Origin of the sequence: Vreelandella hamiltonii (genome assembly GCF_014651795.1) — a bacterium.
Lineage (GTDB): Bacteria > Pseudomonadota > Gammaproteobacteria > Pseudomonadales > Halomonadaceae > Vreelandella > Vreelandella hamiltonii.
In genome coordinates, this window is sequence record NZ_BMXO01000003.1 from 163,895 (window position 1) to 188,011 (window position 24,117).

Below are 24,117 nucleotides of genomic sequence, written 5' to 3' on the forward strand. Positions count from 1 at the left end.
ACAACATCCATGTTCAAACGTTTGAGGGGGCTGTTTTCCAGCGATCTGTCGATCGACTTGGGTACGGCCAACACACTGATTTATGTACGCGGTCGTGGCATCGTGCTCGATGAACCGTCCGTTGTCGCCATCCGCCAGTCGGGCAACATGCGTAGCGTCGCTTCGGTAGGTGCCGATGCCAAACGCATGCTGGGCCGAACGCCTGGCAATATCACGGCTATCCGACCCATGAAGGACGGCGTCATTGCCGACTTCACCGTTACCGAGCAGATGCTCCAGCACTTCATTCGCAAGGTGCACCAGAGCACGTTTCTGACGCCCAGTCCGCGTGTGCTGGTCTGCGTGCCTTGCATGTCGACCCAGGTGGAGCGCCGCGCCATCCGTGAGTCCGCCGAAGGGGCGGGTGCCCGGGAAGTCTTCCTGATCGAAGAACCCATGGCTGCGGCCATCGGCGCAGGCCTGCCGGTAGAAGAAGCGCAGGGGTCGATGGTGGTGGACATTGGTGGCGGTACCACCGAGATCGCCATCATCTCGCTCAACGGGGTGGTCTATTCCGAATCGATCCGCGTAGGCGGTGACCGTTTTGACGAGGCGATCACCGCGTACGTGCGCCGCCATTACGGTAGCCTGATCGGCGAAGCCACGGCCGAGCGCATCAAGGAAGAGATCGGGTGTGCCTACCCGGGTGGCGAGCTGCGCGAGATCGACGTGCGCGGCCGTAACCTGGCGGAGGGCATCCCGCGCAGCTTCACGCTCAACTCCCACGAGATTCTCGAGGCGCTCCAGGAAACGCTGGGCTCTATCGTATCTGCCGTCAAGAGCGCACTGGAGCAGTCGCCCCCTGAGCTTGCCTCGGACATCGCCGAACGCGGCTTGGTGCTGACCGGCGGTGGCGCGCTGCTGCGTGACCTCGACAAGCTGATCGCCGAAGAGACGGGCCTGCCGGTCATCGTGGCCGAAGATCCGCTGACCTGCGTGGCGCGTGGCGGTGGCAAGGCGCTGGAGATGATTGACCAGCATACCTTTGAGTTACTGTCGAGCGATTGATCGCAGCGGTTTGACGCGGGGGATTGCCTATTAAACCGCTGTTTTCACATGGGCCGTTACCCGGTTATCGGCTTTTCTTCTGTGTGCTGGCGGCAAGCGTGCTGATGTTTGTCGACCAGCGTTTCACGCGCATGGAAGATATCCGCGCCCAGATGACCATGGTCGTTGCCCCCATTCAGTGGGTGGTGAGCGTGCCCAGCGACGTCTTGAACTGGGGGGCGCTGGCGCTCTCCGACCAGCAAGCGCTGGTGGATGAGAATCGCCGCCTGCGTGAGCAGATCCTGACGCTGTCCCATCGTGGGCAGCGGCTCGCCAACCTGACCGCCGAAAACGCCGAACTGCGCACGCTGCTTAAGGCGGCCGAGCGTCGTGAGATTCCTTATATCACGGCCGAATTGCTGTCGCTGGACAATGACCCCTTTACTCATCAAATGGTGGTCGACCGAGGGCATCGTAATGGCGCCTACGTCGGGCAGCCGGTGATCGATGCCTCTGGGCTGGTGGGGCAGGTGACCGCGGTATCGGCCTACTCCAGCCGCGTGCTGTTGTTGGCCGATGCCAGTCACGCCTTACCCGTGCAGGTAAACCGCAACGGCCTGCGTTTCATCGTGCAAGGCACTGGGCGCTATGGCAGCGTCAGCGTGCTGCACGTGCCGGATACCGCCGACATTCGTGAAGGGGATTTGTTGACCACCTCCGGGTTGGCGGGCCGTTTTCCGCCAGGGTATCCCGTGGCGCGCGTCACCGAGGTGTATCACGACCCCGGCCAGCCTTTTGCTCGTGTCATGGCCGAACCTGCTGCGCAGTTGCAGCGCTCACGGCATTTCCTGATGCTCTTTCCAACGCCCCGCGAAGAGTTCGACGCGTTGGGCTGGGATGAGTCCATGGATATTTCGGCGCAGGCCGTGCATGCCGCTCAGCGTCTGGCTGAGTCTCATTCACAGGAGGCGCCTTGATGGCCAGGGTTCCCGTTGTGCCGTTGTTGGCCGTTTGGCTTAGCCTGTTGTTGGCCCTATGCTTGCAGGTCATGCCCTTGGCGGATGGCTGGCAGGTGTTTCGCCCCGAGTGGGTTGGCTTGATGCTCATCTACTGGAGCATGCGCTCACCGGATCGAGTGGGGGTCTTTCACGGCTTCGTGGTGGGTCTGCTGCTGGACCTGATCGAAGGGACCGCGCTGGGCCAACACGCGCTCATCTTGTCGCTGTTGGCGTTTCTGGCTGCCATGGTCTATCCACGTTTTCGCGCTTACTCGCTGGTGCAGCAGGCCGTGCTGGTGCTGGTGCTGCTGGGGCTGGTGCAGCTGGTCGAGCAGTGGTTGCGTACCTTGACCGGCGAGTTTTCGATCCACCTCTCTTTCCTGATTCCCTCGCTGATGAGCGCGTTGCTGTGGCCCTGGCTGGCCACCATGCTGGTGGCTCTGGAGCGGCGTATGATGAGCAGTGGATCATGAGCGAGGTGATTTGCGGTGCATCCTCCCCGCCGGTGCTTTGTCTGGCGTCTGCGTCGCCGCGTCGCAAGGCGCTGCTGGCGTCGATTGGCGTGCCGGTGAGCGTGCTGCCCAGCGATATCGATGAAACGCCGCTGGCCGACGAGTCGGCTCGCGCCTACGTGGAGCGGCTGGCCGTGGCCAAGGCCAGCGCGGCCATGGACCGCACCTCCTTGCCGGTGCTCGGCTCGGACACGGCGGTCGTGGTAGCAGGAGAGATTCTGGGCAAACCTCGGGACCAACAGCACGCTGCCGAGATGCTGAGGCGGCTTTCAGGGGGCACGCATCAAGTGCTGACCGCAGTGGCGGTGAGTGGGCCGCTGGGTATACTCTCATGTTGTGTCACGACGCATGTCACCATGCGGTCACTGAGCCGCGAGGAGATCGCCTGTTACTGGCAGACCGGGGAGCCCGTGGACAAGGCCGGTGGCTATGCCATACAGGGGCTTGCGTCGGTGTTCGTCGAAGAGATTCAGGGCAGCCACTCTGCCGTCGTGGGGCTGCCGCTATTTGAAACCACGCGCTTGCTTGTCCAGCAGGGTGTGCCCGTCTGGACGGGACACTACCCGACGTAGTCATTGGGCCTGCACTGGCTACCGAGCGACGACCGCTGCGCTGGCAAGGAACCGGATATTCAATAAGGAATTGTGCATGAGCGGTGAAGTCCTCATCAATTTGACGCCCATGGAGACCCGCGTTGCGCTGGTAGAAAATGGCGTGTTGCAGGAGGCGCTCATCGAGCGCTCCCGCCGACGTGGGATCGTGGGTAATATCTACAAAGGCAAAGTGGTTCGCGTACTGCCTGGCATGCAGGCTGCCTTTGTCGATATTGGCCTTGAACGCGCCGCTTTCATTCATGCCCATGAAGTGATGCCGCCCGGCACCCCCAGCGATGAGCAGCAGACCATCGGGCAGTTGCTGCACGAAGGCCAGGCCTTGGTCGTGCAGGTCACCAAGGACCCTATCGGCACGAAAGGGGCGCGGCTGACTACCCATCTCTCGATTCCTTCGCGTTACCTGGTCTACATGCCGGACTCGCCTCACCATGGTGTTTCCCAGCGCATCGAAGACGAACGCGAGCGTGAGCGGCTGAAAGCGCTGCTGGACAAGAGCATCGCAGAACAGACCATCGACGTGACGGGTGGCTTCATCGTGCGCACGGCGGCAGAAGGCGTGGGCGATGAAGAGCTGGCCAGCGACATGTACTTTCTGCTGCGTATCTGGCGCAAGGTCAGCGAGCGCAAGATCACCGCTTCCCCGCCTAGCGTGATCTACGACGACTTGCCGCTGTTCATGCGCACCCTGCGTGACGTCATGTGTGATGATATCGAAAAAGTACGCATCGACTCCCGGGAAAACTTCATCAAGCTGGTCGAGTTTGCCGAAGAGTTCATGCCTGATGCGGTGGACCGTATCGAGTACTACCCGGGCGAGCGACCGATTTTTGATCTCTACAGCGTCGAAGACGAGATTCAGAAAGCCCTGGGGCGCAAGGTGCAGCTCAAGTCTGGTGGGTATCTGGTCATCGATCCTACCGAGGCCATGACCACCATTGACGTCAATACCGGTGGGTACGTTGGGCATCGCAATCTGGAAGAAACCATCTTCAAGACCAACCTGGAAGCCGCGACGGCCATTGCCCGTCAGCTACGGCTGCGCAACCTGGGCGGTATCATCATTATCGACTTCATCGACATGGTGGATGTCGAGCATCAGCGTCAGGTACTTCGCGTACTGGAAAAGGCGCTGGAGCGTGACCATGCAAAAACCAAATGTACCGGGGTAACCGAGCTGGGGCTCGTGCAGTTGACCCGTAAGCGCACCCGAGAAAGTCTCGAACAAACCCTGTGTGAAGCCTGCCCGACCTGTGCCGGGCGCGGGACGCTAAAGACCCCCGAAACCATCTGTTATGAAATCTTCCGAGAAATCCTCCGTGAAGAGCGTGCCTACAGTGCAGAAACCTACATGGTGCTGGCCTCTCAGCCGGTGGTGGATCGTTTGTTGGATGAGGAGTCGGCGGCCGTGGCTGACTTGGAAACCTTCATCAATAAAACCATTCGCTTTCAGGTCGAGGCGCACTACTCCCAAGAGCAGTACGATATCGTACTCATGTGATGGCTGCGTCAAGCTCCTTACTCCGCCTCTTGCTTCGCGTCGTACTGGTGACGCTGGCAGTACTGCTGGGCCTGCTGGCGTTACTGCTGGTGACGCTGCGCGTGGCCCTCAGCCAGAGCGATGCACTCGCGCCACGCATCGAAGCCGTGCTGGAAGCCAGAATCGGTGCGCCGGTGAGTATCGGGCAAGTATCGCTCTCGTTGGCGCGCAATGATCTGCGTTTCCTGCTCGAAGACCTGCGTATCGATACCCCTCAAGGCGACCCGCTGGCTGCCGTCGAGCGCGTGCATTTACGCCTGGATGGTTTGGCGAGCCTGCGCCATTGGGCACCCATTTTCAGCGATGCCCGCATGGCGGGCCTCGAGTTCCACCTCTATCAAACCCCTGGAACCACTTGGGGATGGCCGGCGCCCGCCAGGCTTCCCTTGGGCATGGCCCCGCAGCCGGATATCGATCTGGCGTTGATCGACGCCTGGGCAGGGTTGTTGCTCCGGCAGCGTCTATGGGTAGACAACAGCCGCGTGCTGCTGCATGGGCGTGAGCAGACGGTGCTGTTGCATGCACCGTCGCTGGTGCTGGATGGCGATGAGCGTCGGACGCGGCTCTCTGGCGAGCTGACGGTGGTGGAAGACCCCGACCAGCAAGCCGCGGCGCTGCCTGCCATCACCATGGGCGCCGAGATGCAGCCAGGTGCGCGTGGCTTGAGTGATTTTTCGGCCGCGCTGCAGATGAATATGCAGCTGGATCATCTGGTGGTGCTGGCAGCGCTGTTTCGACCCGAGCAGATGCCGTATCTGGAGCAGGCGGGCGGTCAGGTGCAGCTATGGGGACGCTGGCGAGAAGGGCGCCTTGAGGATGCCCGACTTGCGGTCGATATGCCCGAGCTGACCCTGCGCCGGGATGTGGAGTATGCCGTGCTGCGCAACATCCAGGCCTCCGGGCAGTGGCAGCGCAACGGGGAGGGCGGTGAAGCCTGGCTGAGCGGCAACGCAGAAAGCGTCGAGTGGGCACAGCCAGAGGGCATCAGTGACGGTCCTGCCCTACCTTACCACTGGTATCTGGCCCACGAGCCCGGCCGTTGGGAACTGCGCACCAGCGCCTTCGAACTGGCCTCGCTGGCCGCCTGGCGCGAGTACGCCCTGTTACCCGAGTCGCTGACGCGGGTGCTGCAAACCCTGGCCCCCAGAGGGCAGGTGCAGGGGCTGCGGCTAGGACAGCGTGAAGGGCGCTGGGGGGTCGATGCCGCGCTGACCAACGTCGCGGTCGACCCGTGGCAGCAGGCACCCGGTGGAGGCCCTCTGGATGCCTGGGTGCAGGCGCGTGACCTGCGTGGCCGGGTGACCTTCAGCAGTGCGGGCAGCAGCGAACTCTACTTCCCGCAGCTCTTCGAAGCGCCCATGCAGCTGGGGCATGCCGAGGGGGTGGTGGAGTGGGTCTACGATGGCCCACGTACCATGATCAGCGGGCGTGAGCTTAAAGTCGATTGGGATGGCGCCCGAATCGAGGGTGGCTTTGGCCTGATCACGGGGCAGCAGCGTGGTCAATTTGGTCTCGACCTCGCCTTCGAGAATGTCGATGCCGTGGAGCGCCCGTTAGGGCAATGGTTGCCGCTGGGTGTGTTGGGGCCGGAGTTGCGGGAATGGTTGCAAAAAGACATCGGTGGCCGAGTGCCGCAGGGGGCGCTCAAAATGAGTCTGCCGTTTGGAGAGCCCGGTAGCGCGCCGCCATTCTCTGCCACGCTGGCACTGCTGGTGCGCGAGGGCTACTTGCCGATAGCTGACGGTTGGCCGCTGCTGGAAGAGATCGATGGCCGCTTGATATGGCAGGGGGGAGAGCTGAAGGCGCAGGTGGCGAGTGCCCAGAGTCAAGGGGTCCAGCTGTCTGATGGAGCCGTCCAGCTGGGTGAAGACAACATGCTGCGGCTGTCGGGGCAATTGCACAGCGATGGCGCCTCCCTGTTGCGCTTTCTCAAGGCCATGCCAGAAGCGGGCGAGCTGCCGCTCGACGAGCTCAGCGCTGAAGGCGTGGTCGACGGCAGCCTGGCGGCGGCGGTGCCTTTGGAGCATCCAGAAGGGCTGTCGCTGGATATCAACGTGGTGCCTTCTCTGGAGGTCGTGCGCTACCAACCGATGCCTGTGTCACTGCGCCAGGTCGAAGGCGAGGTGAGCTGGCAGCAGTCGGGTGAGCAGCGGGCGCTGCTGGGCAATCTGCAGGGGCGTTGGCAAGGTGGGGGGATCCGCGCCGACTTTGATGAAGGTCAGCAGCGGGTGCGGCTCAGTGGTGAGGTGGATAGCGCGGCGCTCTGGGCGCTGGCGGGTATGCCGGACACGGCACAAGAGGTGCTGCGCGGGCGCACGGCCTGGGAAGGCGTGGTGAACTGGGAAGACACCCCGACCTTGAGTGTGCAAAGCCAGCTGGTTGGGCTGACCAGTCAGCTGCCCGAGCCGTTCGATAAACGCGCCGAGCAGCCCTGGCCGTTACGGGTGCGCGCTGATTTTTCCAGTGCCAGAGGAGAGGTGCGGATAGCTGATCTGCTGGCCATGCGTCTGGCGCTCAGAGAGCCAGAAGGTCTGATGGGCGAGGTCGCGCTGGGCAGCGTGGCACCGCTGGTGGAATGGCCCCAGCAGCCAGGCTGGAAAATCGATGCGTCTCTAAACACCATTGATCCCTTGGCCTGGCAGCAGGCCTTGTCGCCGCTGTTCGACAATGGGGCGGGTGGTCCGCCGACGTCCGGGGCGTTGCCGACCCTCGAAGCCGTGCTGAGAACCTCCTGCTTGCGTTATCGCGACGAGTGTCTGGGCGCCATGACGGCTTCCGGTAGCGCCGAGACGGATCGGGCACAGCTGCAAATCAACGGTGAGCTGCTCTCCGGTCGTGTGCACTATCAGCCACGGGAGTCGCGCCCACTGGATGTGGTAGTGAGCTATCTGGCCGCTGACCGTTTGCTTGATTTGCCCAGCGAAGAGGCCGCGAGCGAGGCGTCGTCGAGAGAGGTGCCCACGCCGGGCTCCTGGGTCGACGAGATCACTACCGAATACGCCGCCCCAGCCGCTATCCCCGATTGGCTGGCATCCGTACCCAATGGACGGCTGCGACTGGCCGAGCTCAGTGTGGGTGACGGGCTTTATGGCCCCCTGACCGCTTATTGGCAGACCAGCGCTCAGGGGCTTTCCATTGCGCCGGTGGGCCTGACCCTGGGGCAGCTCTCAGCGCGTGGGGAGCTGCATTGGGAGGGTAATCCGGTGACCAGTCGCACCCGCGCTGACCTGACGATTCAGGGCGGCGATCTGGGCACCGCCCTGGAGCGCCTGGGCCAACCCGTGGCCATGCGCAGCCGTACCACCAACGTTGCCGCTGAGCTTGCCTGGCCGGGGACGCCCTGGCAGTTTGCGCTGGCCCGCGCAGGCGGAGAATTGAGCACGGATATTCGTGACGGGCGCTTCGTGATGCTCGACTCGGCACCTGCACGGCTGGTGGGGCTACTCAATTTCGATAACATTCTGCGCAGGCTGCGGTTGGATTTTTCGGATGTCACCGGGCAGGGAACGGCGTTCGATCGGGTGCATGGCACGGCGGACGTGGCCCAGGGGCAGCTATTGCTGCGTGGCCCCCTACAAATTGATGCCCCTGCCACGACCTTTACGCTGACAGGAAATGTTAACCTCTTGCAGCGCGAACTCAATCAGCGTCTTGGCGTCACACTGCCAGTGAGCCAAAGTCTGCCTATCGCGGCACTCGCGGTGGGTGCCCCCATCGTCGGCGGGGCGCTCTTCATTGCCGACCGACTTTTTGGTGATGCACTGGCGCAGGCCACCACCATCCATTATCGCGTGCGGGGTCCCTGGACCTCGCCGCAGGTTACTTTAGAAGGCCCTCAATGACCGCACACACAAGCGATATAGAGTCTGCAGTTGCCATTTTGCTAACGCCGGGTGGCCTCGATCTGGAAGCCCTGGAGACGGGCCTTGGCTACGCCATGGGCGCAGGCATCGATTATGCCGATCTCTACTTCCAGCGTACCTGGCAGGAGGGGTGGGTGCTGGAAGATGGCGAAGTCAAGGAGGCGAGCTACAACATCGATGGCGGGGTCGGTGTGCGGGCGCTGGCAGGCGAAAAAACCGGCTTTGCCTACTCTAACCAGATTACTGCCGATGCTCTGATGGATACCGGACGCACCGCGTCGGGCATCGTGCGCAGTGGCAAGCAGTTACCTGGCCAGCGTGTCGTGCCGGTAAGCGCAGCGGCGCGCTATGCAGGTATCGACCCGCTGGCAGGGCTGAGCGCCGAGGAGAAGGTGGCCATGCTGAAGCAGGCCGACCGCGTCGCGCGCGCTGCCGACCCCAGCATCAGCCAGGTCAGTGCCTCGCTGTCCGGCACCTACGAAGTCGTGCTGGTACGCGCTAGCGACGGTACCCTGGCGGCGGACGTGCGACCGCTGGTACGTTTCAATGTCAGCGTGATCGCGGCCAAGAATGGCCGTCGGGAGCGGGGTAGCGCCGGTGGCGGTGGGCGCTACTCCATGGCTCGCCTGCGCGATGAGGGGGTGGCCGAGCGCTATGCCCAAGAGGCCGTGCGTCAGGCGCTGGTCAACCTGGAAGCGGTGGATGCACCTGCTGGACAGATGCCCGTGGTGCTTGGCGCTGGATGGCCTGGCATCCTCTTGCACGAGGCGGTCGGGCACGGCCTGGAGGGTGACTTCAATCGCAAGGGCAGCTCGGCTTTCGCCGGGCGAATGGGCCAGCGCGTGGCGGCCAAGGGCGTCACTGTGGTAGACGATGCCACGGTCATGGATAGCCGCGGGGCGCTCAGCGTCGATGACGAGGGCACGCCGGGCCAGTACACCCCTCTGATCGAGGATGGCGTTCTCACCGGCTACATGCAGGACAAGCTGAACGCGCGATTGATGAACATGGCGCCAACCGGGAACGCGCGGCGTGAGTCCTTTGCCCACCTGCCGATGCCACGTATGACCAACACGGTGATGCTGGCCGGGCAAGATGCGCCGGAAGACATCATCAAGAGCGTCAAACGCGGCCTTTACGCGGTCAGCTTCGGTGGCGGGCAGGTAGATATCACGTCGGGCAAGTTCGTGTTTTCAGCCAGCGAAGCCTACCTGATCGAAGATGGCCGCATCACCTCGCCAGTCAAGGGCGCCACGCTGATCGGCAATGGCCCTGAGGCGATGGGACGAGTGTCCATGATTGGCCATGACCTGGCCATGGATACCGGGATTGGCGTATGCGGCAAGGAGGGCCAGGGCGTGCCGGTAGGCGTTGGGCAGCCTACCCTCAAGCTGGACGAGCTGACCGTCGGTGGCACGCAATCCGGCTAGTCAGACAGCGCAGCTCGTCATCGTTGGTGTGGGGGTCAGAGCGCCAGCGTATCGCGCAAGTGCTTGAACAGCTTGCGCGCGCTGGTCGGCGGTTTGCCCTGCTCACGCTCCTTGCGGGCGTTACGCACCAGCTGACGCAGGGTCTGGCGGTCGGCACCGGGGTAGTCGGCAAGGAACAGGTCGACGGCGTCATCACCCTCGTCGACCAGCCGATCACGCCATTTTTCCAGACGATGAAAGGCATGGTCGCGCTGCTCTTTCTCTTGCTCGATGGCATCGAATACCCCCTGGATGGCGGCTAGATCCTCCTTGCGGATCAACTTGCCCACGTACTGCATGTGGCGGCGGCGGCCTTCATGGGAGCGGATGCGCGAGGTTTCCTCGATGGCCCGCAGCATGTCGTCAGACAGCGGAAAACGCGACCGTTCGGCGGGTTTCATGGCAATCAAGGTTTCGCCAAGCGCCTGAAGAGCATGCATTTCACGCTTGAGCTGGGATTTACTGGGACGCTCTTCCTGCTCGTCAATATCGAGGGGCTCGGGGCGTTGCTTAGGCATACAGACACTCACTGATTTGGATTCGTCGGCAGCATTATATCAGGCTGCGACCATAACATTGATTCGCCAATGCAATTGAGGCGAAAAGGAGACCACATGGCACAGGCATTTGATGCAGCAGCGCAACAGGCGCTACTGGCGCAGCGGGCGGAAGAAGCCCTTGGCCTGGCGAAAACGCTGGGCGCCGATGCCGCTGAAGTAGGCGCCAGTGTCGACCAGGGGGTGGGCGTCAGCGTACGGCTCGGCGAGGTCGAGACCGTCGAGCTTTCCCGTGACCAGGGAATCGCCATTACGGTCTACGTTGGCCAGCGCAAGGGGAGCGCCTCCTCCACGGATGCCAGCAGCGCCTCGCTGCGCGCCACGGTGGAAAAGGCTCTGGCAATTGCGCGTTATACCGGTGAAGACCCTGCTGCCGGGTTGGCAGATGCTGCGCTGATGGCGACCCGGCTGCCGGATCTCAAGGTGCATCACCCGTGGGCGCTCTCGACCGAACAGGCCATCGAGCTGGCGCTGCGCTGTGAACAGGCGGGGCGCAGCGTGGACGGTATTCACCAGTCGGAAGGTGCCTCGTTGTCCAGTGGCGAGGGCGTTCGGGTCTATGCCAATAGCCATGGCTTTCTAGGCACCCAAAAGGGCAGTAGCCATTCGTTGTCATGCATGTTGATTGCCCAGGATGGCAAGGGTATGCAGCGCGATTATGACTACACGTCGGCGCGTAACCCTCTACAGTTGCGTGACCCGGAGGAGGTCGGGCGCGAAGCGGCTGCACGCACCCTGCGACGGCTGGGTTCGCGCAAACCGCCTACCGGTACCTTTCCCGTGCTGTTCGACCCCAGCCTGGCCGCTGGCCTGATAGGGCACCTGATGGGCGCGTTGGCGGGTGGCGCACTATACCGTGAAGCATCGTTCTTGTGTGATCGTCTGGGTAGCCCGCTTTTCCCGGAGTGGATGGGACTGGAAGAACGCCCCATGGAAGTCGGTGCCACCGCCAGTTCGCCCTTCGATGCCGAGGGCGTGCAGACCCGGGATAACCGTTTCATCGAGCAGGGCAGGGTCGCCAGCTACATGCTGTCTGCCTACAGTGCCCGCCGCCTGGGCATGCAGTCGACCGGAAACGCCGGAGGAGCGCGCAACCTGCGTCTTCTGGCCCCGCTGACATCGCGTGATGAGCTGCTGCAGCAAATGGGGCAGGGCATTTGGGTGACCGAGCTGATGGGGCAGGGGGTCAATGGCGTAACGGGGGACTACTCTCGCGGTGCCGCCGGATTCTGGGTAGAAAATGGCGAGGTGCAGTACCCCATCGAAGAGTTCACCATTGCCAGCAATCTCAACACCATGTTCGCTGGCCTGGTGGGCATTGGCGACGATACCGATACGCGGGGCAGCATCCATACCGGCAGCTGGCTGGTGGATGCCATGACGGTGGCGGGCAGCTAACGAGGGTTACTGATCCTCGTCGAAACGTGCGTCGAACAGGGCCTGGATGGCATCCAGGGCCTGGTCGGCATCTTCGCCCTCTGCGGTGATGGTCAGCGAAGTGCCGCAAGGGGCCGCCAGCATCAGCAGCGACATGATGTTGGCGGCATCGGCTTTCTGCTGCTGTTTGTAAACATGAATACGGGCTGAAAACTGCTGGCCGCACGTGACCAGCTTGGTGGCAGCGCGGGCATGAAGGCCGCGTTGATTGGTCAGCGTTAAGGTTCTTTCAGGCACTCTGGTTCCTTTTTGCCGAGTGAGATCAGGGCGACGTCGTGTCGCTGGGGGGGGTGGAAGAAGTGGCATCGACGGTAGCGGGTAATTCGCTTAGCGTGTACTGCAAGCCCAATTCCCGATGCCTGAGCTGAATGGCGCCAGTGCGCTTGACCAGCGCCTGCGCCAGTTGTTCCACCATGTAGACAGAGCGATGCTGGCCGCCAGTGCAGCCAATGGCCACGGTCATATAGCTACGTTGACTGCTTTGGTAGGCGGGCAGCCACTTGTCCAACCAGGCATGAATATCGTCACGCATGTCATCGACGATGGGGTAGCCGCCCAGGAAGGCCTGAATATTGGCATCGCGTCCGGTGAACTGCCGCAGGCTGGGATCCCAATAAGGGTTAGGCAGGCAGCGCACGTCAAACACGATATCGGCATCCATGGGCACGCCCCGCTTATAGCCGAAGGATTCAAACGTCAGGGTCAGCTGGTCACGCCGTTGGTGAGCGACCTGATCGGTGATGCGACGGCGAAGATCGTGCACCGAGAGGCGTGACGTGTCGATCAGCAGGTCGGCCAGATCGCGAATGTCGAGCAGCGTCTGCTCTTCCTTGTCGATGGCTTCTTCCAGGGTCATGTCACTATCCCGGGTCAGCGGGTGGCGCCGCCGGGTGGCCGAGTAGCGCTCCAGCAGAATGCGCGCGTCCGTGGTCAGGTAGATGACCTGAAAACGGATTTGGCGTTGACGTAGCTCTCCCAGTAGCGCAGGCAACTGCTCCAGCGCCGTGGGCAGGTTGCGCGCATCGATGCTGACCGCCAGGTGAGTTCGCCCCCCTTGCTCGCGCAATTCATCGACCAGCGAGCCCAGCAGCATGGCGGGCAGGTTGTCGATGGCGTAATAGCCAAGATCCTCCAACGCCTGTAGGGCGATGGACTTGCCGGACCCTGAGCGGCCGCTAATGATCACCAGCTGCATAGCGCATCTCTCTTGGGTATCAAAGGGATAGAGGGCTTGCCGTGTGCCTTGCTGCCTGGCAATGGCTGCGCTAGGCAGCCTGCTCGCGAATCTTGTCGGTCAGCAGCTCGAGCAATGCGCGCTGGCTACTGACATTGCGCAGCTGTTGGCGCGTGGCAGCGTCGTTCATGATCGTAGCCACCTGACCCAGCAGGGCCAGGTGCGTGTCATCGGCTTCTTCGGGAACCAACAGCACGAAGACCAGATCGACCGGGTCACCATCGATGGCGTCGAAGTCGACGGGCTCGGCCAGCTTGAGAAAGCCAGCAATGGGCGTGCTGCAGTGAGGGCTGCGTGCATGGGGGATGGCTACGCCATTGCCGATACCAGTGCTGCCCAGCCGTTCACGGCCAATCAGGCGGCTAAAGACTTCCTGACTGTCCAGGCTGGGCGTGTTCTGAGCGATAAAGGTGCTGAAAAACTCCAGCACCCTTTTTTTGCTGCCCCCGGGCACGTCGTACAGCACGCGCTCCGGGGGGAGTATGGTTTCCAACGTCATCGGTTTAACGCACGCCAGCGCCTTGGGCGCGGGCTTGTGCTTTTTCCTTGTGTTTTACCAGCTGACGGTCGATTTTGTCCGCCAGGGCGTCAATGGCCGCGTACATGTCATTATCCTGCGCTTCCGCATGCAGGTCTGCTCCTGCGGCATGCAGCGTGCAAGCCGCTTGCTGGCGCTCCTTTTCGACAGATAAGGTGACCTGGACGGTCGTGATGTTGTCGTAGTGACGCTCAACGCGTTCCAGCTTTTCGTTTACGTAGTCACGCAAGGCGTCAGTCAGTTCAACGTGATGACCAGTGATGTTTACTTGCATTGACGTGCTCCTTATCCATCGGACTGTACTTCGATTGTAACCCTTTTTGGGCCATTGCAAAGCCCTCGCCGCGAGTTTGTTGGGCAAGAGCGTTTAACTAGCGCAAACGGCGTCGCTCGCTCGACGAAGGTATACCCATCGACTCTCGGTACTTGGCGACGGTGCGGCGTGCCACGGTAATGCCACCCTCTTCCAGCAGGGTGACCAGGCGACTGTCGGAGAGTGGCTTGCCTGGCGGCTCGTCCTGAATCAGTTTCTTGATACGCGCTCGAATGGCCGTGCTGGAGTGGCTGTCGCCGCCCTCCTGGCCGCTGACCTGGCTGGAGAAGAAGTACTTGAGCTCGAAGACCCCGCGCGGGGTATGAATGTATTTCTGGGTGGTGACTCGGGAGATAGTCGATTCATGCATCTCTACCGCTTCGGCGATATCGGCCAGAATCAGCGGTTTCATGGCCTCTTCACCCTGCTCGAGGAAGCCTATCTGGCGGGCAATGATCTCGCGCCCCACGCGCAGCAGCGTGTCGTTGCGGCTCGACAGGCTCTTGATCAGCCAGCGAGCCTCCTGGAGGTGCTCTTTCAAAAACTGGTTGTCCTGGCTCTTGTCGGCGCGCTTGATCAGGCTGGCGTAGTCGGGTTGGATACGTAGCCGAGGCAGCGCTTCCGGGTTGAGCTCCAGATGCCAGCCCTCGTGATTGTGACGTACCACCAGGTCCGGCGTCACATAGCTGTCGTCGGTGACGCCGTAGGCGCTTCCGGGGCGAGGGTCAAGGCTGCGGATTAAACGGATGACATCGTCCAACTGCTCGTCATCGAGGCTCAGGCGTCGTTTCAGCAGGCGCATGTCGTCCTTGCCCAGCGCTTCGAGAAACTGGCGTACCAGGCGCTTGGCGGGCATCAACAGCGGAGTGTCTTCGGGTAGCGCGGCCAGCTGCAGCATCAGGCACTCGCGCAGGTCACGGGCGAACACGCCAGTAGGCTCGAACTGCTGCAGGCGCAGCAAGGTGTTTTCGACCTCGCGTTGGCTCAGGCCATCGTGGCCCTGCGCCTTGAGCCCCTCGCGGATGTCGTTGAGCGGCTGGGTCAGATAGCCGTTGGCATCCAGCGCATCGATGAGGCTCTCGGCAATGGCATGCTCACGCGCAGAGAAGTCGGTCATGGCCAGTTGCCAGAGCAAGTGCCCATGAAGGCTCTGACCGGCCGCCTGGCGCTCGAAGTCCGGGCCTTCGCTACTGCCGCCCGCGCTGCCCATGTCCTGGTAGGTGTCGGACCAGTCGCTGTCCACGGAGAGCTCGTTGGGAATGCTGTCTGCCCACTCGGCTTCCTGAGGCTCGCTGACCGCCTGTTCGCCAAACTCATCCTCCTGTTCGAGCATGGGGTTGCCATCCAGCGCCTGCTGAATTTCTTGACGAAGGTCCAGCGTCGATAGCTGAAGCAGCGCAATGGCCTGCTGCAGCTGAGGTGTCATGGTCAGCTGTGTGCCGATACGCAGTTGAAGAGAAGCTTTCATGACCATCTGAGAACCACTCGTTAATCAGAAAGCTCCACCCTAGAGCGACTCTCCGTTTGGTGCAAGTGCAATAAGCATGCCACTAAATAAAATGCCTTCGTGGGCCATTATTTAAAGGCGGAAGTCGGCGCCCAGGTAGACGTCGCGCACCTTCTGGTTATTGAGAATTTCCTGGGGGTTTCCACTGGCTATGATGTGTCCGTCGCCAACAATATAGGCAATATCGCAGATATCCAGGGTTTCACGCACGTTGTGGTCGGTAATCAGCACGCCAATATGGCGCTTCTTGAGCGCGCGTATGATCGACTTGATATCGCCCACGGAAATGGGGTCGACGCCAGCAAAAGGTTCGTCCAGTAGAATGAAAGCGGGCTCGGTGGCCAGCGAGCGGGCAATTTCCACTCGTCGCCGCTCGCCGCCCGACAGGCTCATGCCCAGGTTGTCGCGAATGTGGGTGATGTGGAAGTCTTCCAGCAGGGATTCGAGCTTCGCTTCTCGGCTACTGCGGTCCAGCTCCCGGCGCGTTTCCAGAATGGCCATGATGTTGTCGGCCACCGACAGCTTGCGAAAGATCGATGCTTCCTGGGGCAGGTAGCCGATACCCGCCAGCGCGCGTTCATGCATCGGCGCCCGGGTCAGGTCGAGATCGTCGATGCCCACCTTGCCAGCATCGGATTTCACCAGGCCGACGATCATGTAGAACGAGGTGGTCTTGCCTGCGCCGTTGGGGCCGAGCAGGCCAACGACACTGCCTTGGGCAATTTCCAGGTTGATATCCTTGACCACGCGGCGGCGCTTGTAACTCTTGGCCAGATGCTGTGCATGGAGCGTCTTGACCGCTGCAGTGTCGGGGCTGATGGCTGTCACGAGGGGCTCTCTCTATTGCTCGGGCTGTAAGGTCATGCGGATGCGTTGCGGTGCGCTGCCGCTGACATCGGAGCGTGCTTGGACCACCCCGCGGTCGATGAAGTATTCGAGCCGTCCCCCCTGGAAGCGGTCCCCTTGCTGGGTCAGTTCGGCCTGGTCGATCAGCTCTACACGCCGCTCGGACACATGGTAGACGATGCGTCGCGCCCAGCCTTCCATGGGCGTCGTCTGGTCTTCCAGTTGATTGCGCAGGTAGGCACGCTCGCCCGTGGCGACGGCCCGGGAGAGTTCGCCGGCCTGGTTGCGGTGAATTTCGACACGCTCTCCGCGCAGCTGCATTTCACCCTGACGAATATCGACATTGCCAGAGTAAACCGCCGTGCCCGCGCGCTGGTCCAGGTCCAGGCGGTCGGCCTCTACTTCGATAGGGGCCTGTTGTTGAGCAGTAGCAGGCAGTACGCCTACCACCATGGGGACGGCAAGGGCGAGCAGTGCCGTACGAAGCAGGGCGTTCATGGCGACTCCTGAGAAGGGTGGGGGGCGGGCGGGTGCACGCCGCGCACGTTATTGATCAAGCTGACACGACTATCGTCCAGCCAGACATCCATACGGGATGCCTCGATACGCTGGGGTGGCTGCTGCAGCACTACGGGGGTGTCGCTCCAGGCATGACGTGCCAGGCCATCATAATGCAGCAGGTCGGTATCCAGCTGCCAGCCTTCGTCTGGTGCCAATAGCCGTGCCGATCCGGCCAGCGTCAGCGCCTGGGTGTCCGTGTTCAGGGTGCCGGTATCGGCAACCGCCAACCACTCACGCTGTTCACTATCGAACAGCGTGGCGCGCGGTGACGTGACGTTGGTCATCGCCGCTTGCGGGGTATGTACCAGTCGCGGCGCGACCAGCGACTGTTGCAGAGTGCCATCTTCACCAAACAGAGTGATCTCGGCACTCTCCAGCACGTGTCCGGGCTCCTGAGCCTGAGCCTCAGGATCTACCTCGCGCTGCTGGGGCGCGCGGGGGTCCAGCCAAACCAGCAGTCCCCCCAGGGTGATGACCAGCCCCGTCAGCCAGACGCGCTTTTTCACCCTGATGCCCATTCAGGTGGAGCCGTGTAGGTAAGTGTCGAGCACGGCGTCCCAGTGCCCCTGGTTGGTCAGCAGCGTGTCGCAAATTTCGCGAACGGCGCCATGCCCGCCCAGACGGTCGGTAATCCAATCGGCGTGGGTATGCATGTAGTCCGGTGCGTTGGGGACGGTGATGCCGACGCCCGAGCGTTTGATCGGCGCCAGGTCCGGGAGGTCATCGCCGCAGAAGGCGACCTGCTCCAGGGTGATGCCGAGCCGCTGGCAGAGCCCACGCAGGGTGGCGAGCTTATCTTCACAGCCTTGATGAACATGGCTGATGCCCAGCGCTGCGGCGCGCTGGCTCACCATGGGCGAGTCACGGCCGGTAATCAGCGCGACATGGATGCCGGCGCGCTTGAGCAGCTTCAAGCCGTGGCCATCCTGGGTATGAAAGGCCTTGATTTCGACGCCGTCGGCCTGGAAGTAAAGGCGACCATCGGTCAGCACGCCGTCCACGTCCAGGGCCAGCAGTTTTACACGGCGTATACGATCTAAAAGCGCGTCAGGTAGGGCCATAGAGCCTCCGTATCATTCATCATGGGATCATGGGTTAGATAACGCCGCTTGCCAGCAGGTCATGCATATGTAGCGCGCCAATCGGGCGCTGCTGTTCATCGACCACGGCCAGCGCCGTGATACGACTATCTTCCATTATACGCACGGCTTCGGCCGCCAGGACGTCGGGGCCGATGCGTTTGCCGGGCCGCGTCATGACGTCGTCTACCTTGACGTTGCGCAGGTCGTGAAACTGGTCCAGCGTGCGGCGCAGGTCGCCGTCGGTATAGACCCCGGCAAGCCGACCCTCATTGTCGATGACACAGGTAAAGCCGAGCCCCTGGCGGGTAATTTCCAGCAGGGCATCGCGCAGCGGGCTGCCCAGCGCCACCCGAGGCAGCCGCGCGCCGTCGTGCATCAGGTCGCGTACCCTTAGCAGCAGGCGTTTGCCCAGGCTGCCGCCGGGGTGTGACAGGGCGAAGTCTTCGGCTGTGAAGCCACGTGCTTCCAGCAGTGCGACCGCCAGCGCGTCACCCAGCGCAAGCGCTGCCGTCGTCGAGCTGGTGGGGGCCAGATCCAGAGGGCAGGCTTCTCGCTCGACGCCGCTGTCCAGGTGGGCCTCGGCATGGCGTGCCAGGGTGGAGTCCGGGCGCCCCGTCATGCTGATCAAGGGGGTTCCCAGGCGCTTGAGCAGCGGCAGCAGGGCGGTGACTTCGCCGGTTTCACCCGAGTTCGACAGGGCCAGCACCACATCGCCCCGGGTAATCATGCCGAGGTCGCCGTGGCTGGCTTCGCCGGGGTGAACGAAGAACGCGGGCGTGCCGGTACTGGCCAGGGTGGCTGCCAGCTTGCCGGCGATATGGCCGGATTTGCCCATGCCGGTCACCACCACGCGACCCTTGCAAGCCAGGATAAGCTGGCAGGCGCGGTCGAAGCTCTCGTCCAGCTTGGCTTGCAAACCACCAATGGCCGCTTGCTCTATCTGCAGTGTCCGCAGCGCGCTTTCACGCAGTAAGCTGGGTGGGGTGGGAGATTGGGGCATGATCGGTCTCGTTCTCGTCATCACGGTTGATAGCCTTCAAGAATAACACCTTGCGGCGGCTTTTAGCCAAACTGCGGGCAGGCGCTGGGCAGCAGGCCAGGTGCGCGTGGCTGTTCCTGTGGGTAGCGTTAGGATACGATGTTCGATAATATTTCGAAAACACTGTTTTTTTAAACCGCCGATCCGGGCTTGACATGCCCGCGTCAGCGAGCGAACGAGGGGTGTGATGCCCATGACGGATATGCCCTTTATCCAGGTGGAGGATGTGTACTTTTCCCGCGGCGACCACGATATCTTTCGTGGCGTGAGCATGAGCATTCCGCGTGGCAAAGTCACTGCCATCATGGGGCCCAGCGGAACCGGCAAGACCACCCTGTTGAAATTGATCGGCGGGCAACTGGTGCCTGACCGGGGGCGCGTGCTGATTGATGGGCAGGATGTGCATCGGCTGTCTCGCAAAGCGCTGTTTGCGCTGCGCAAGCGAATGGGCATGCTGTTTCAGAGTGGCGCGCTGTTTTCCGATCTGGATGTCTTCGAGAACGTGGCTTTTCCACTACGCGTGCATACCGACCTGCCCGATACCATGATTCGAGATCTGGTGTTGATGAAGCTGCAGGCCGTGGGCCTGCGCGGCGCGCGTCATCTGTCGCCCGCCGAGCTTTCAGGGGGCATGGCCCGCCGGGTGGCGCTGGCACGGGCCGTGGCGCTGGACCCGGAGCTGATTCTCTATGATGAGCCCTTTGTGGGCCAGGACCCTATTTCCATGGGCGTACTGGTGCAGCTTATCAAGCGCTTGAACCAGGCCATGTCGCTGACCTCTGTAGTGGTTTCCCATGACATCAAGGAGACCTTGAGCATTGCCGACTATCTCTACCTGATCGCCGATGGCCAGGTGGTGGCGCATGGCACGCCGGCGTCACTGGATGTCAATGAGGACCCCAGAGTCAGTCAGTTCATGCATGGTGAGCCGGACGGCCCTGTGCCGTTTCACTATCCTGGCAACACCCTTTACCGAGACATTCTCGGTCACGATCCAGCAAGCGGGGCAGGGTAAATGCAGTCAAGACTCTTACAGTGGGTAGCGCCTATCACGCGATTGGGGCGCAAGGGATGCGAGATGGTGGAAGCGCTGGGGCGCGCGGCAGTGTTTCTCGCGCAGTCGGCGGTCGGGGTGCCTTCCCGTGAAGGGTGGGCTCTGTGGCTTCGTCAAATGCATTTTGTCGGCGTGCTTTCTCTGGCTATCGTGCTGGTGTCTGGACTGTTCATCGGCATGGTGCTGGCGCTTCAGGGCTACACCATTCTGGTGGACTTTGGTGCCGAGCAGGCATTGGGGCAGATGGTGGCGCTGTCCTTGCTGCGAGAGCTGGCCCCGGTGGTGGCAGCGCTGCTTTTTGCAGGGCGGGCCGGTTCGGCGTTGACTGCCGAAATTGGTTTGATGAAGGCCACTGAACAGTTGACCAGCATGGAAATGATTGGCGTTGACCCGCTGCGTCGCGTAGTGGCCCCGAGGCTTTGGGCCGGATTCGTGGCGCTGCCGATCCTCACGGTGGGGTTCAGTGTGGTCGGTATCTGGGGCGGCTATCTGGTCGGCGTCGAGTGGCTGGGCGTTTTCGAAGGCTCTTACTGGAGCAACATGCAGTCCAGCGTCTCGTTCATCAATGATGTCGGTAACGGCATGATCAAGAGTCTGGTGTTTGCCCTGGTGGTGACCTGGATCGCCGTTTTCCAAGGGTATGATCTGATTCCCACGTCCGAAGGCATTTCTCGGGCGACCACCCGTACGGTGGTGTACTCATCGCTGGCGGTGTTGGGGCTGGATTTCGTTTTAACCGCCGTCATGTTCGGCGGCCTTCAATAGCTGGGGTGGTGTCATGAAGCGCAGTAAAACCATGGAGTTTGGCGTTGGTCTGTTCATGTTGGCGGGGATCATCGGCCTGGTCTTTCTGGGGCTGAGAGTCAGCGGTTTGACGCTTTCGGGCGCGTCTGACACGTTCCGCCTGGAAGCCAACTTCTCCAATATCGGCGGCCTCAAGCCGCGTGCCCGTGTCACCATGGCGGGCGTGACCGTTGGACGTGTCGAGGCCATCGAGCTGGACCGGGAGTGGTACGACGCACGCGTGGTGCTGAGCCTGAACAGTGACCTGGAAGGCCAGCTTTCGCAGGATACCACGGCGGCCATTCTGACGGCTGGGCTGCTGGGTGAGCAGTATATTGGTTTGAGTGTGGGCGGTGCCCCTGAGGTGCTGGAAGACGGTGACACGATTCGCGACACGCAATCGGCCCTGGTGCTGGAAGAACTTATTCAGCAGTTTGTGTCCAATATGGTCAGCAACTAAGCATCCATGGTGATGGTGCGTGATTACAGAGGTGTAACGATGCAAAAGATGGCAGCAACTTTTTCCCGCTGGTTTGCCCTGGCCCTGCTATTGATGGCTTTGCCTGCCTTGGCCAAGGCGCAGTCTCAGTCGCCCGAACAGATGATTCGCGACAACATCGAAGGGTTCATGGCGCAAATCGAAGGGCGTGAAGACTACTATGCCAACAATCTCGATGAGCTGAAGGCGCTGGTCAACGATAGCCTGGATGACATTGCCGATTTCCGTTATATCGGTGCCAGCGTCATGGGCAGCTATTTCCGCAATGCCACGCCAGAGCAGCGCAGCCGCTTTGCGGATGTCTTCCGTCAGACGCTGATCGATACCTACACGCGTGGTCTGGTGACCTTCGACTACGACGAGCTGCGTGTGTTGAGCCAACAGCGTGCCCAGCGTCACGAAGATCAGGCCAGCGTCGATATGGAAGTGGTGGCCAACAATGGTCAGGTCTACCCGGTCAGCTACAGCCTGCGCCTGGCCAATGGTGAATGGCGCGTGGTCAACGTGATCGTCAATGGTATCAACCTGGGCCTCACGTTCCGCAATCAGTTCGATCAGGCCATGCGTGAAAACAATCGCGATTACGATGCGGTCATTCGCGGCTGGTCGCCGGATATCGGCGTCGAAGAGCTGGAGCAAGGGGGCGATGCGTGAGCACGCTGCTCGACCGCCCGAATGTCTCACTGGCCGAGCAACCGGATGGGCTGGTGGTGTCCGGTGACTTGAGCATGAACGCCGCCGCCGATGTGGCGGCGGCAGGAGTAAGCTGGCTGCGAACCACCCGAGCCACGTCGGTTCAGTTCGACTTCAGCGGTGTCGATGGAGCCAGTAGTGCTGCCTTGAGCGTGATGTTCGAGTGGCTGAGAGCGAGCCAGGTCAGGCAGTTGCCGGTGAGCGCGATCGTGCTATCGCCGCCGCTCCAGCGTCTGGCGACGCTGGCAGAGCTGGAGCCCTTGATAGCTCAGCACAGCCCCGTACAGTAATCCTTCTCCATAAAGCAGCCTACGGGCTGCTTTCTTCTATCCGTCATGCTGCCAACATCGCCAAGCGTGATGCTTTTCTTTATCATGTGGCCTTTCCGCACATTCTTTTCATGACCCCAAAGGAGTTTCCTGGCTTATGCAACCCAACGAGGTCAAAGCACTGCTTGAATCCCGCATCGATGGGTGTGAGTTTCACATCCAGGGAGAAGGCTGCAATTTTCAGGTTATTGCGGTTGGCGAAGCCTTTGAAGGTCTTTCACCCGTAAAGCGCCAGCAACTGGTCTACGCCGCGCTGAGTGATGAAATCGCGTCCGGTGCCCTCCACGCTATCAGCATCAAAACGTTTACCCCGACGCAGTGGCAAACTGCATCGCAAAGCGCTGAGTAACGGCCTGCCCATGGATAAGCTGATTATTACCGGCAACGGTTGCGTTGACGGAGAAGTGTGGGCCAGTGGCGCCAAGAACGCGGCGCTGCCCATTCTGTGTGCCAGCCTGTTGGCCGATGGCCCCGTCGTGATCGGTAATTTGCCGCACTTGCAGGATATCACCACGACGCTGGAGCTGTTGGGCCGGATGGGCGTCGAGCCCGTCATGGGCGAGAAGCTGAGCATTCAGTTGGATGGCTCTCAAGTGACCCAGTGCCATGCGCCTTACGAGCTGGTCAAGAAAATGCGCGCCTCGATCCTGGTGCTGGGTCCGTTGTTGGCGCACTTCGGCAAGGCCGACGTCTCGCTGCCTGGCGGGTGTGCCATTGGTTCGCGCCCGGTGGATCTGCATCTGCGTGGTCTGGAGGCCATGGGTGCCGAAATCCACGTGGAAGCGGGCTATATTCGTGCGCGCGTAGATGGACGCCTCAAGGGTGCCACGATCTTCTTCGATACGGTGACCGTGACAGGCACCGAGAACCTGCTGATGGCCGCGACCCTGGCCGATGGCCGTACCATTCTTGAAAATGCTGCTCGTGAGCCCGAGGTCGTGGACCTTGCCGAGTGCCTGATCAAGATGGGCGCGAAGATCAAGGGGCATGGCACCGATACCATCATCATCGATGGGGTGCCTTCCCTGCACGGCTGTGAACACGATGTGATGCCGGACCGTATCGAAACCGGAACGTTTCTGGTGGCGGCCGCCATGACCGGTGGGCGTGTCAAGGTCAAGCGCACTCGCGCCGATATCCTCGAAGCGGTGTTGGCCAAGCTGGAAGAGGCCGGTGCCGAGATCACCAGTGGTGACGACTGGATCGCGCTGGATATGCACGGCAAGCGCCCCAAGGCCGTCAACATTCGCACGGCGCCGTATCCGGCATTTCCCACCGACATGCAGGCGCAGTTCGTGGCCATGAACGCGGTGGCAGAAGGGCACTCGCGTGTCGTGGAAACGATCTTCGAGAACCGCTTCATGCATGTGCAGGAGCTCAATCGCATGGGCGCCAATATCGTGCTGGAAGGTAACGCTGCGCTCATCCAGGGCGTCGACAAGCTGTCCGGTGCACCGGTCATGGCGACGGATCTGCGTGCCTCGGCGTCTCTGGTGATTGCGGCCATGATGGCCGAAGGCGAGACGCTGGTGGATCGTATTTATCATATCGATCGCGGTTATGAGTGTATCGAGGAAAAACTTCAGCTGCTGGGGGCGAAGATTCGTCGCATTCCCGGCTAAGCCA

At 61.7% G+C, this 24,117-nt stretch carries 26 protein-coding genes; 15 read left to right on the plus strand and 11 right to left on the minus strand.

The window, feature by feature from the left end; genetic code table 11:
• Positions 1-9 precede the first annotated feature (9 nt).
• The 7 genes from IE061_RS05275 (at position 10) to tldD (ending at position 9,980) form a co-directional block, all read left to right on the plus strand.
• Entirely contained in the window at positions 10-1,047 is a 1,038-nt protein-coding gene (locus IE061_RS05275) for a rod shape-determining protein (RefSeq protein WP_016913467.1), read from the plus strand.
• Positions 1,048-1,070: 23 nt separating this feature from the next.
• Entirely contained in the window at positions 1,071-2,003 is a 933-nt protein-coding gene (gene mreC, locus IE061_RS05280) for a rod shape-determining protein MreC (RefSeq protein WP_193461169.1), read from the plus strand.
• On the plus strand, positions 2,003-2,497 hold the full coding sequence (gene mreD / locus IE061_RS05285; RefSeq protein ID WP_081137005.1) for a rod shape-determining protein MreD: 495 nt from the start codon (positions 2,003-2,005) through the stop codon (positions 2,495-2,497). Before mreC ends, mreD begins: the two co-directional genes overlap by 1 nt.
• Complete coding sequence (locus IE061_RS05290) at positions 2,494-3,108, plus strand: Maf family protein (RefSeq protein ID WP_193461170.1); 615 nt, start codon at positions 2,494-2,496, stop codon at positions 3,106-3,108. Before mreD ends, IE061_RS05290 begins: the two co-directional genes overlap by 4 nt.
• A gap of 76 nt (positions 3,109-3,184) precedes the next feature.
• Positions 3,185-4,648: a ribonuclease G gene (gene rng, locus IE061_RS05295; protein WP_016913471.1), complete on the plus strand. Its 1,464-nt coding sequence runs from the start codon at positions 3,185-3,187 to the stop codon at positions 4,646-4,648.
• Positions 4,648-8,529 carry a YhdP family phospholipid transporter gene (locus IE061_RS05300; RefSeq protein ID WP_193461171.1) on the plus strand — a complete coding sequence of 1,294 codons (3,882 nt, stop codon included), beginning with the start codon at positions 4,648-4,650 and terminating at the stop codon, positions 8,527-8,529. The genes rng and IE061_RS05300 overlap by 1 nt, the downstream gene beginning before the upstream one ends.
• Positions 8,526-9,980, plus strand: a complete 1,455-nt coding sequence (tldD, locus tag IE061_RS05305; protein WP_193461172.1) for a metalloprotease TldD — start codon at positions 8,526-8,528, stop codon at positions 9,978-9,980. The genes IE061_RS05300 and tldD overlap by 4 nt, the downstream gene beginning before the upstream one ends.
• A 35-nt stretch (positions 9,981-10,015) precedes the next feature.
• Here the strand turns inward: tldD and yjgA are convergent, their stop codons facing one another.
• Positions 10,016-10,537: a ribosome biogenesis factor YjgA gene (yjgA, locus tag IE061_RS05310; RefSeq protein WP_193461173.1), complete on the minus strand. Its 522-nt coding sequence runs from the start codon at positions 10,535-10,537 to the stop codon at positions 10,016-10,018.
• Positions 10,538-10,633: 96 nt separating this feature from the next.
• On the opposite strand from yjgA, the gene pmbA reads away from it, so the two are divergent.
• Positions 10,634-11,974, plus strand: a complete 1,341-nt coding sequence (pmbA, locus tag IE061_RS05315) for a metalloprotease PmbA (protein WP_193461174.1) — start codon at positions 10,634-10,636, stop codon at positions 11,972-11,974.
• A 6-nt stretch (positions 11,975-11,980) separates the two neighbouring features.
• Here pmbA and IE061_RS05320 read toward each other — a convergent pair whose 3' ends face one another.
• The 10 genes from IE061_RS05320 to IE061_RS05365 all read right to left on the minus strand — a co-directional run bounded on the left by IE061_RS05320 (position 11,981) and on the right by IE061_RS05365 (position 19,094).
• On the minus strand, positions 11,981-12,250 hold the full coding sequence (locus IE061_RS05320) for an HPr family phosphocarrier protein (protein WP_016913476.1): 270 nt from the start codon (positions 12,248-12,250) through the stop codon (positions 11,981-11,983).
• Positions 12,251-12,275: 25 nt separating this feature from the next.
• On the minus strand, positions 12,276-13,208 hold the full coding sequence (gene rapZ / locus IE061_RS05325) for an RNase adapter RapZ (RefSeq protein ID WP_193461175.1): 933 nt from the start codon (positions 13,206-13,208) through the stop codon (positions 12,276-12,278).
• 70 nt (positions 13,209-13,278) lie between these two features.
• Positions 13,279-13,746 (minus strand): PTS IIA-like nitrogen regulatory protein PtsN, encoded by a 468-nt coding sequence (gene ptsN / locus IE061_RS05330; protein ID WP_016913478.1) that lies wholly within the window; start codon positions 13,744-13,746, stop codon positions 13,279-13,281.
• 4 nt (positions 13,747-13,750) lie between these two features.
• Positions 13,751-14,059 carry a ribosome hibernation-promoting factor, HPF/YfiA family gene (hpf, locus tag IE061_RS05335; RefSeq protein ID WP_016913479.1) on the minus strand — a complete coding sequence of 103 codons (309 nt, stop codon included), beginning with the start codon at positions 14,057-14,059 and terminating at the stop codon, positions 13,751-13,753.
• A 97-nt stretch (positions 14,060-14,156) separates the two neighbouring features.
• Positions 14,157-15,572 carry an RNA polymerase factor sigma-54 gene (locus IE061_RS05340; protein ID WP_193461176.1) on the minus strand — a complete coding sequence of 472 codons (1,416 nt, stop codon included), beginning with the start codon at positions 15,570-15,572 and terminating at the stop codon, positions 14,157-14,159.
• A 105-nt stretch (positions 15,573-15,677) separates the two neighbouring features.
• On the minus strand, positions 15,678-16,424 hold the full coding sequence (lptB, locus tag IE061_RS05345) for an LPS export ABC transporter ATP-binding protein (RefSeq protein WP_193461218.1): 747 nt from the start codon (positions 16,422-16,424) through the stop codon (positions 15,678-15,680).
• 21 nt (positions 16,425-16,445) lie between these two features.
• A complete protein-coding gene (gene lptA, locus IE061_RS05350) occupies positions 16,446-16,949 on the minus strand; it encodes a lipopolysaccharide transport periplasmic protein LptA (RefSeq protein WP_193461177.1) in 504 nt (167 codons plus the stop codon).
• Entirely contained in the window at positions 16,946-17,530 is a 585-nt protein-coding gene (gene lptC / locus IE061_RS05355) for an LPS export ABC transporter periplasmic protein LptC (protein WP_100730779.1), read from the minus strand. Before lptC ends, lptA begins: the two co-directional genes overlap by 4 nt.
• On the minus strand, positions 17,531-18,073 hold the full coding sequence (locus IE061_RS05360) for a KdsC family phosphatase (protein WP_193461178.1): 543 nt from the start codon (positions 18,071-18,073) through the stop codon (positions 17,531-17,533).
• Positions 18,074-18,107: 34 nt separating this feature from the next.
• Positions 18,108-19,094, minus strand: a complete 987-nt coding sequence (locus IE061_RS05365; protein ID WP_193461179.1) for a KpsF/GutQ family sugar-phosphate isomerase — start codon at positions 19,092-19,094, stop codon at positions 18,108-18,110.
• Between the two features lie 232 nt (positions 19,095-19,326).
• Between IE061_RS05365 and IE061_RS05370 the strand changes: the two genes are divergently transcribed.
• The 7 genes from IE061_RS05370 (at position 19,327) to murA (ending at position 24,113) form a co-directional block, all read left to right on the plus strand.
• Positions 19,327-20,148: an ABC transporter ATP-binding protein gene (locus IE061_RS05370; RefSeq protein WP_040460708.1), complete on the plus strand. Its 822-nt coding sequence runs from the start codon at positions 19,327-19,329 to the stop codon at positions 20,146-20,148.
• Entirely contained in the window at positions 20,149-20,952 is an 804-nt protein-coding gene (gene mlaE, locus IE061_RS05375; protein WP_039177449.1) for a lipid asymmetry maintenance ABC transporter permease subunit MlaE, read from the plus strand.
• Between the two features lie 13 nt (positions 20,953-20,965).
• Complete coding sequence (mlaD, locus tag IE061_RS05380) at positions 20,966-21,430, plus strand: outer membrane lipid asymmetry maintenance protein MlaD (protein WP_193461180.1); 465 nt, start codon at positions 20,966-20,968, stop codon at positions 21,428-21,430.
• Between the two features lie 39 nt (positions 21,431-21,469).
• Complete coding sequence (locus IE061_RS05385; RefSeq protein ID WP_193461181.1) at positions 21,470-22,123, plus strand: MlaC/ttg2D family ABC transporter substrate-binding protein; 654 nt, start codon at positions 21,470-21,472, stop codon at positions 22,121-22,123.
• Positions 22,120-22,452, plus strand: coding sequence for an STAS domain-containing protein (locus IE061_RS05390; RefSeq protein WP_039177443.1), 333 nt, complete (start codon positions 22,120-22,122; stop codon positions 22,450-22,452). Before IE061_RS05385 ends, IE061_RS05390 begins: the two co-directional genes overlap by 4 nt.
• Before the next feature lie 136 nt (positions 22,453-22,588).
• Positions 22,589-22,840, plus strand: coding sequence for a BolA family protein (locus IE061_RS05395; protein ID WP_016913491.1), 252 nt, complete (start codon positions 22,589-22,591; stop codon positions 22,838-22,840).
• A 10-nt stretch (positions 22,841-22,850) separates the two neighbouring features.
• Positions 22,851-24,113, plus strand: a complete 1,263-nt coding sequence (murA, locus tag IE061_RS05400; protein WP_039177440.1) for a UDP-N-acetylglucosamine 1-carboxyvinyltransferase — start codon at positions 22,851-22,853, stop codon at positions 24,111-24,113.
• Positions 24,114-24,117 lie beyond the last annotated feature (4 nt).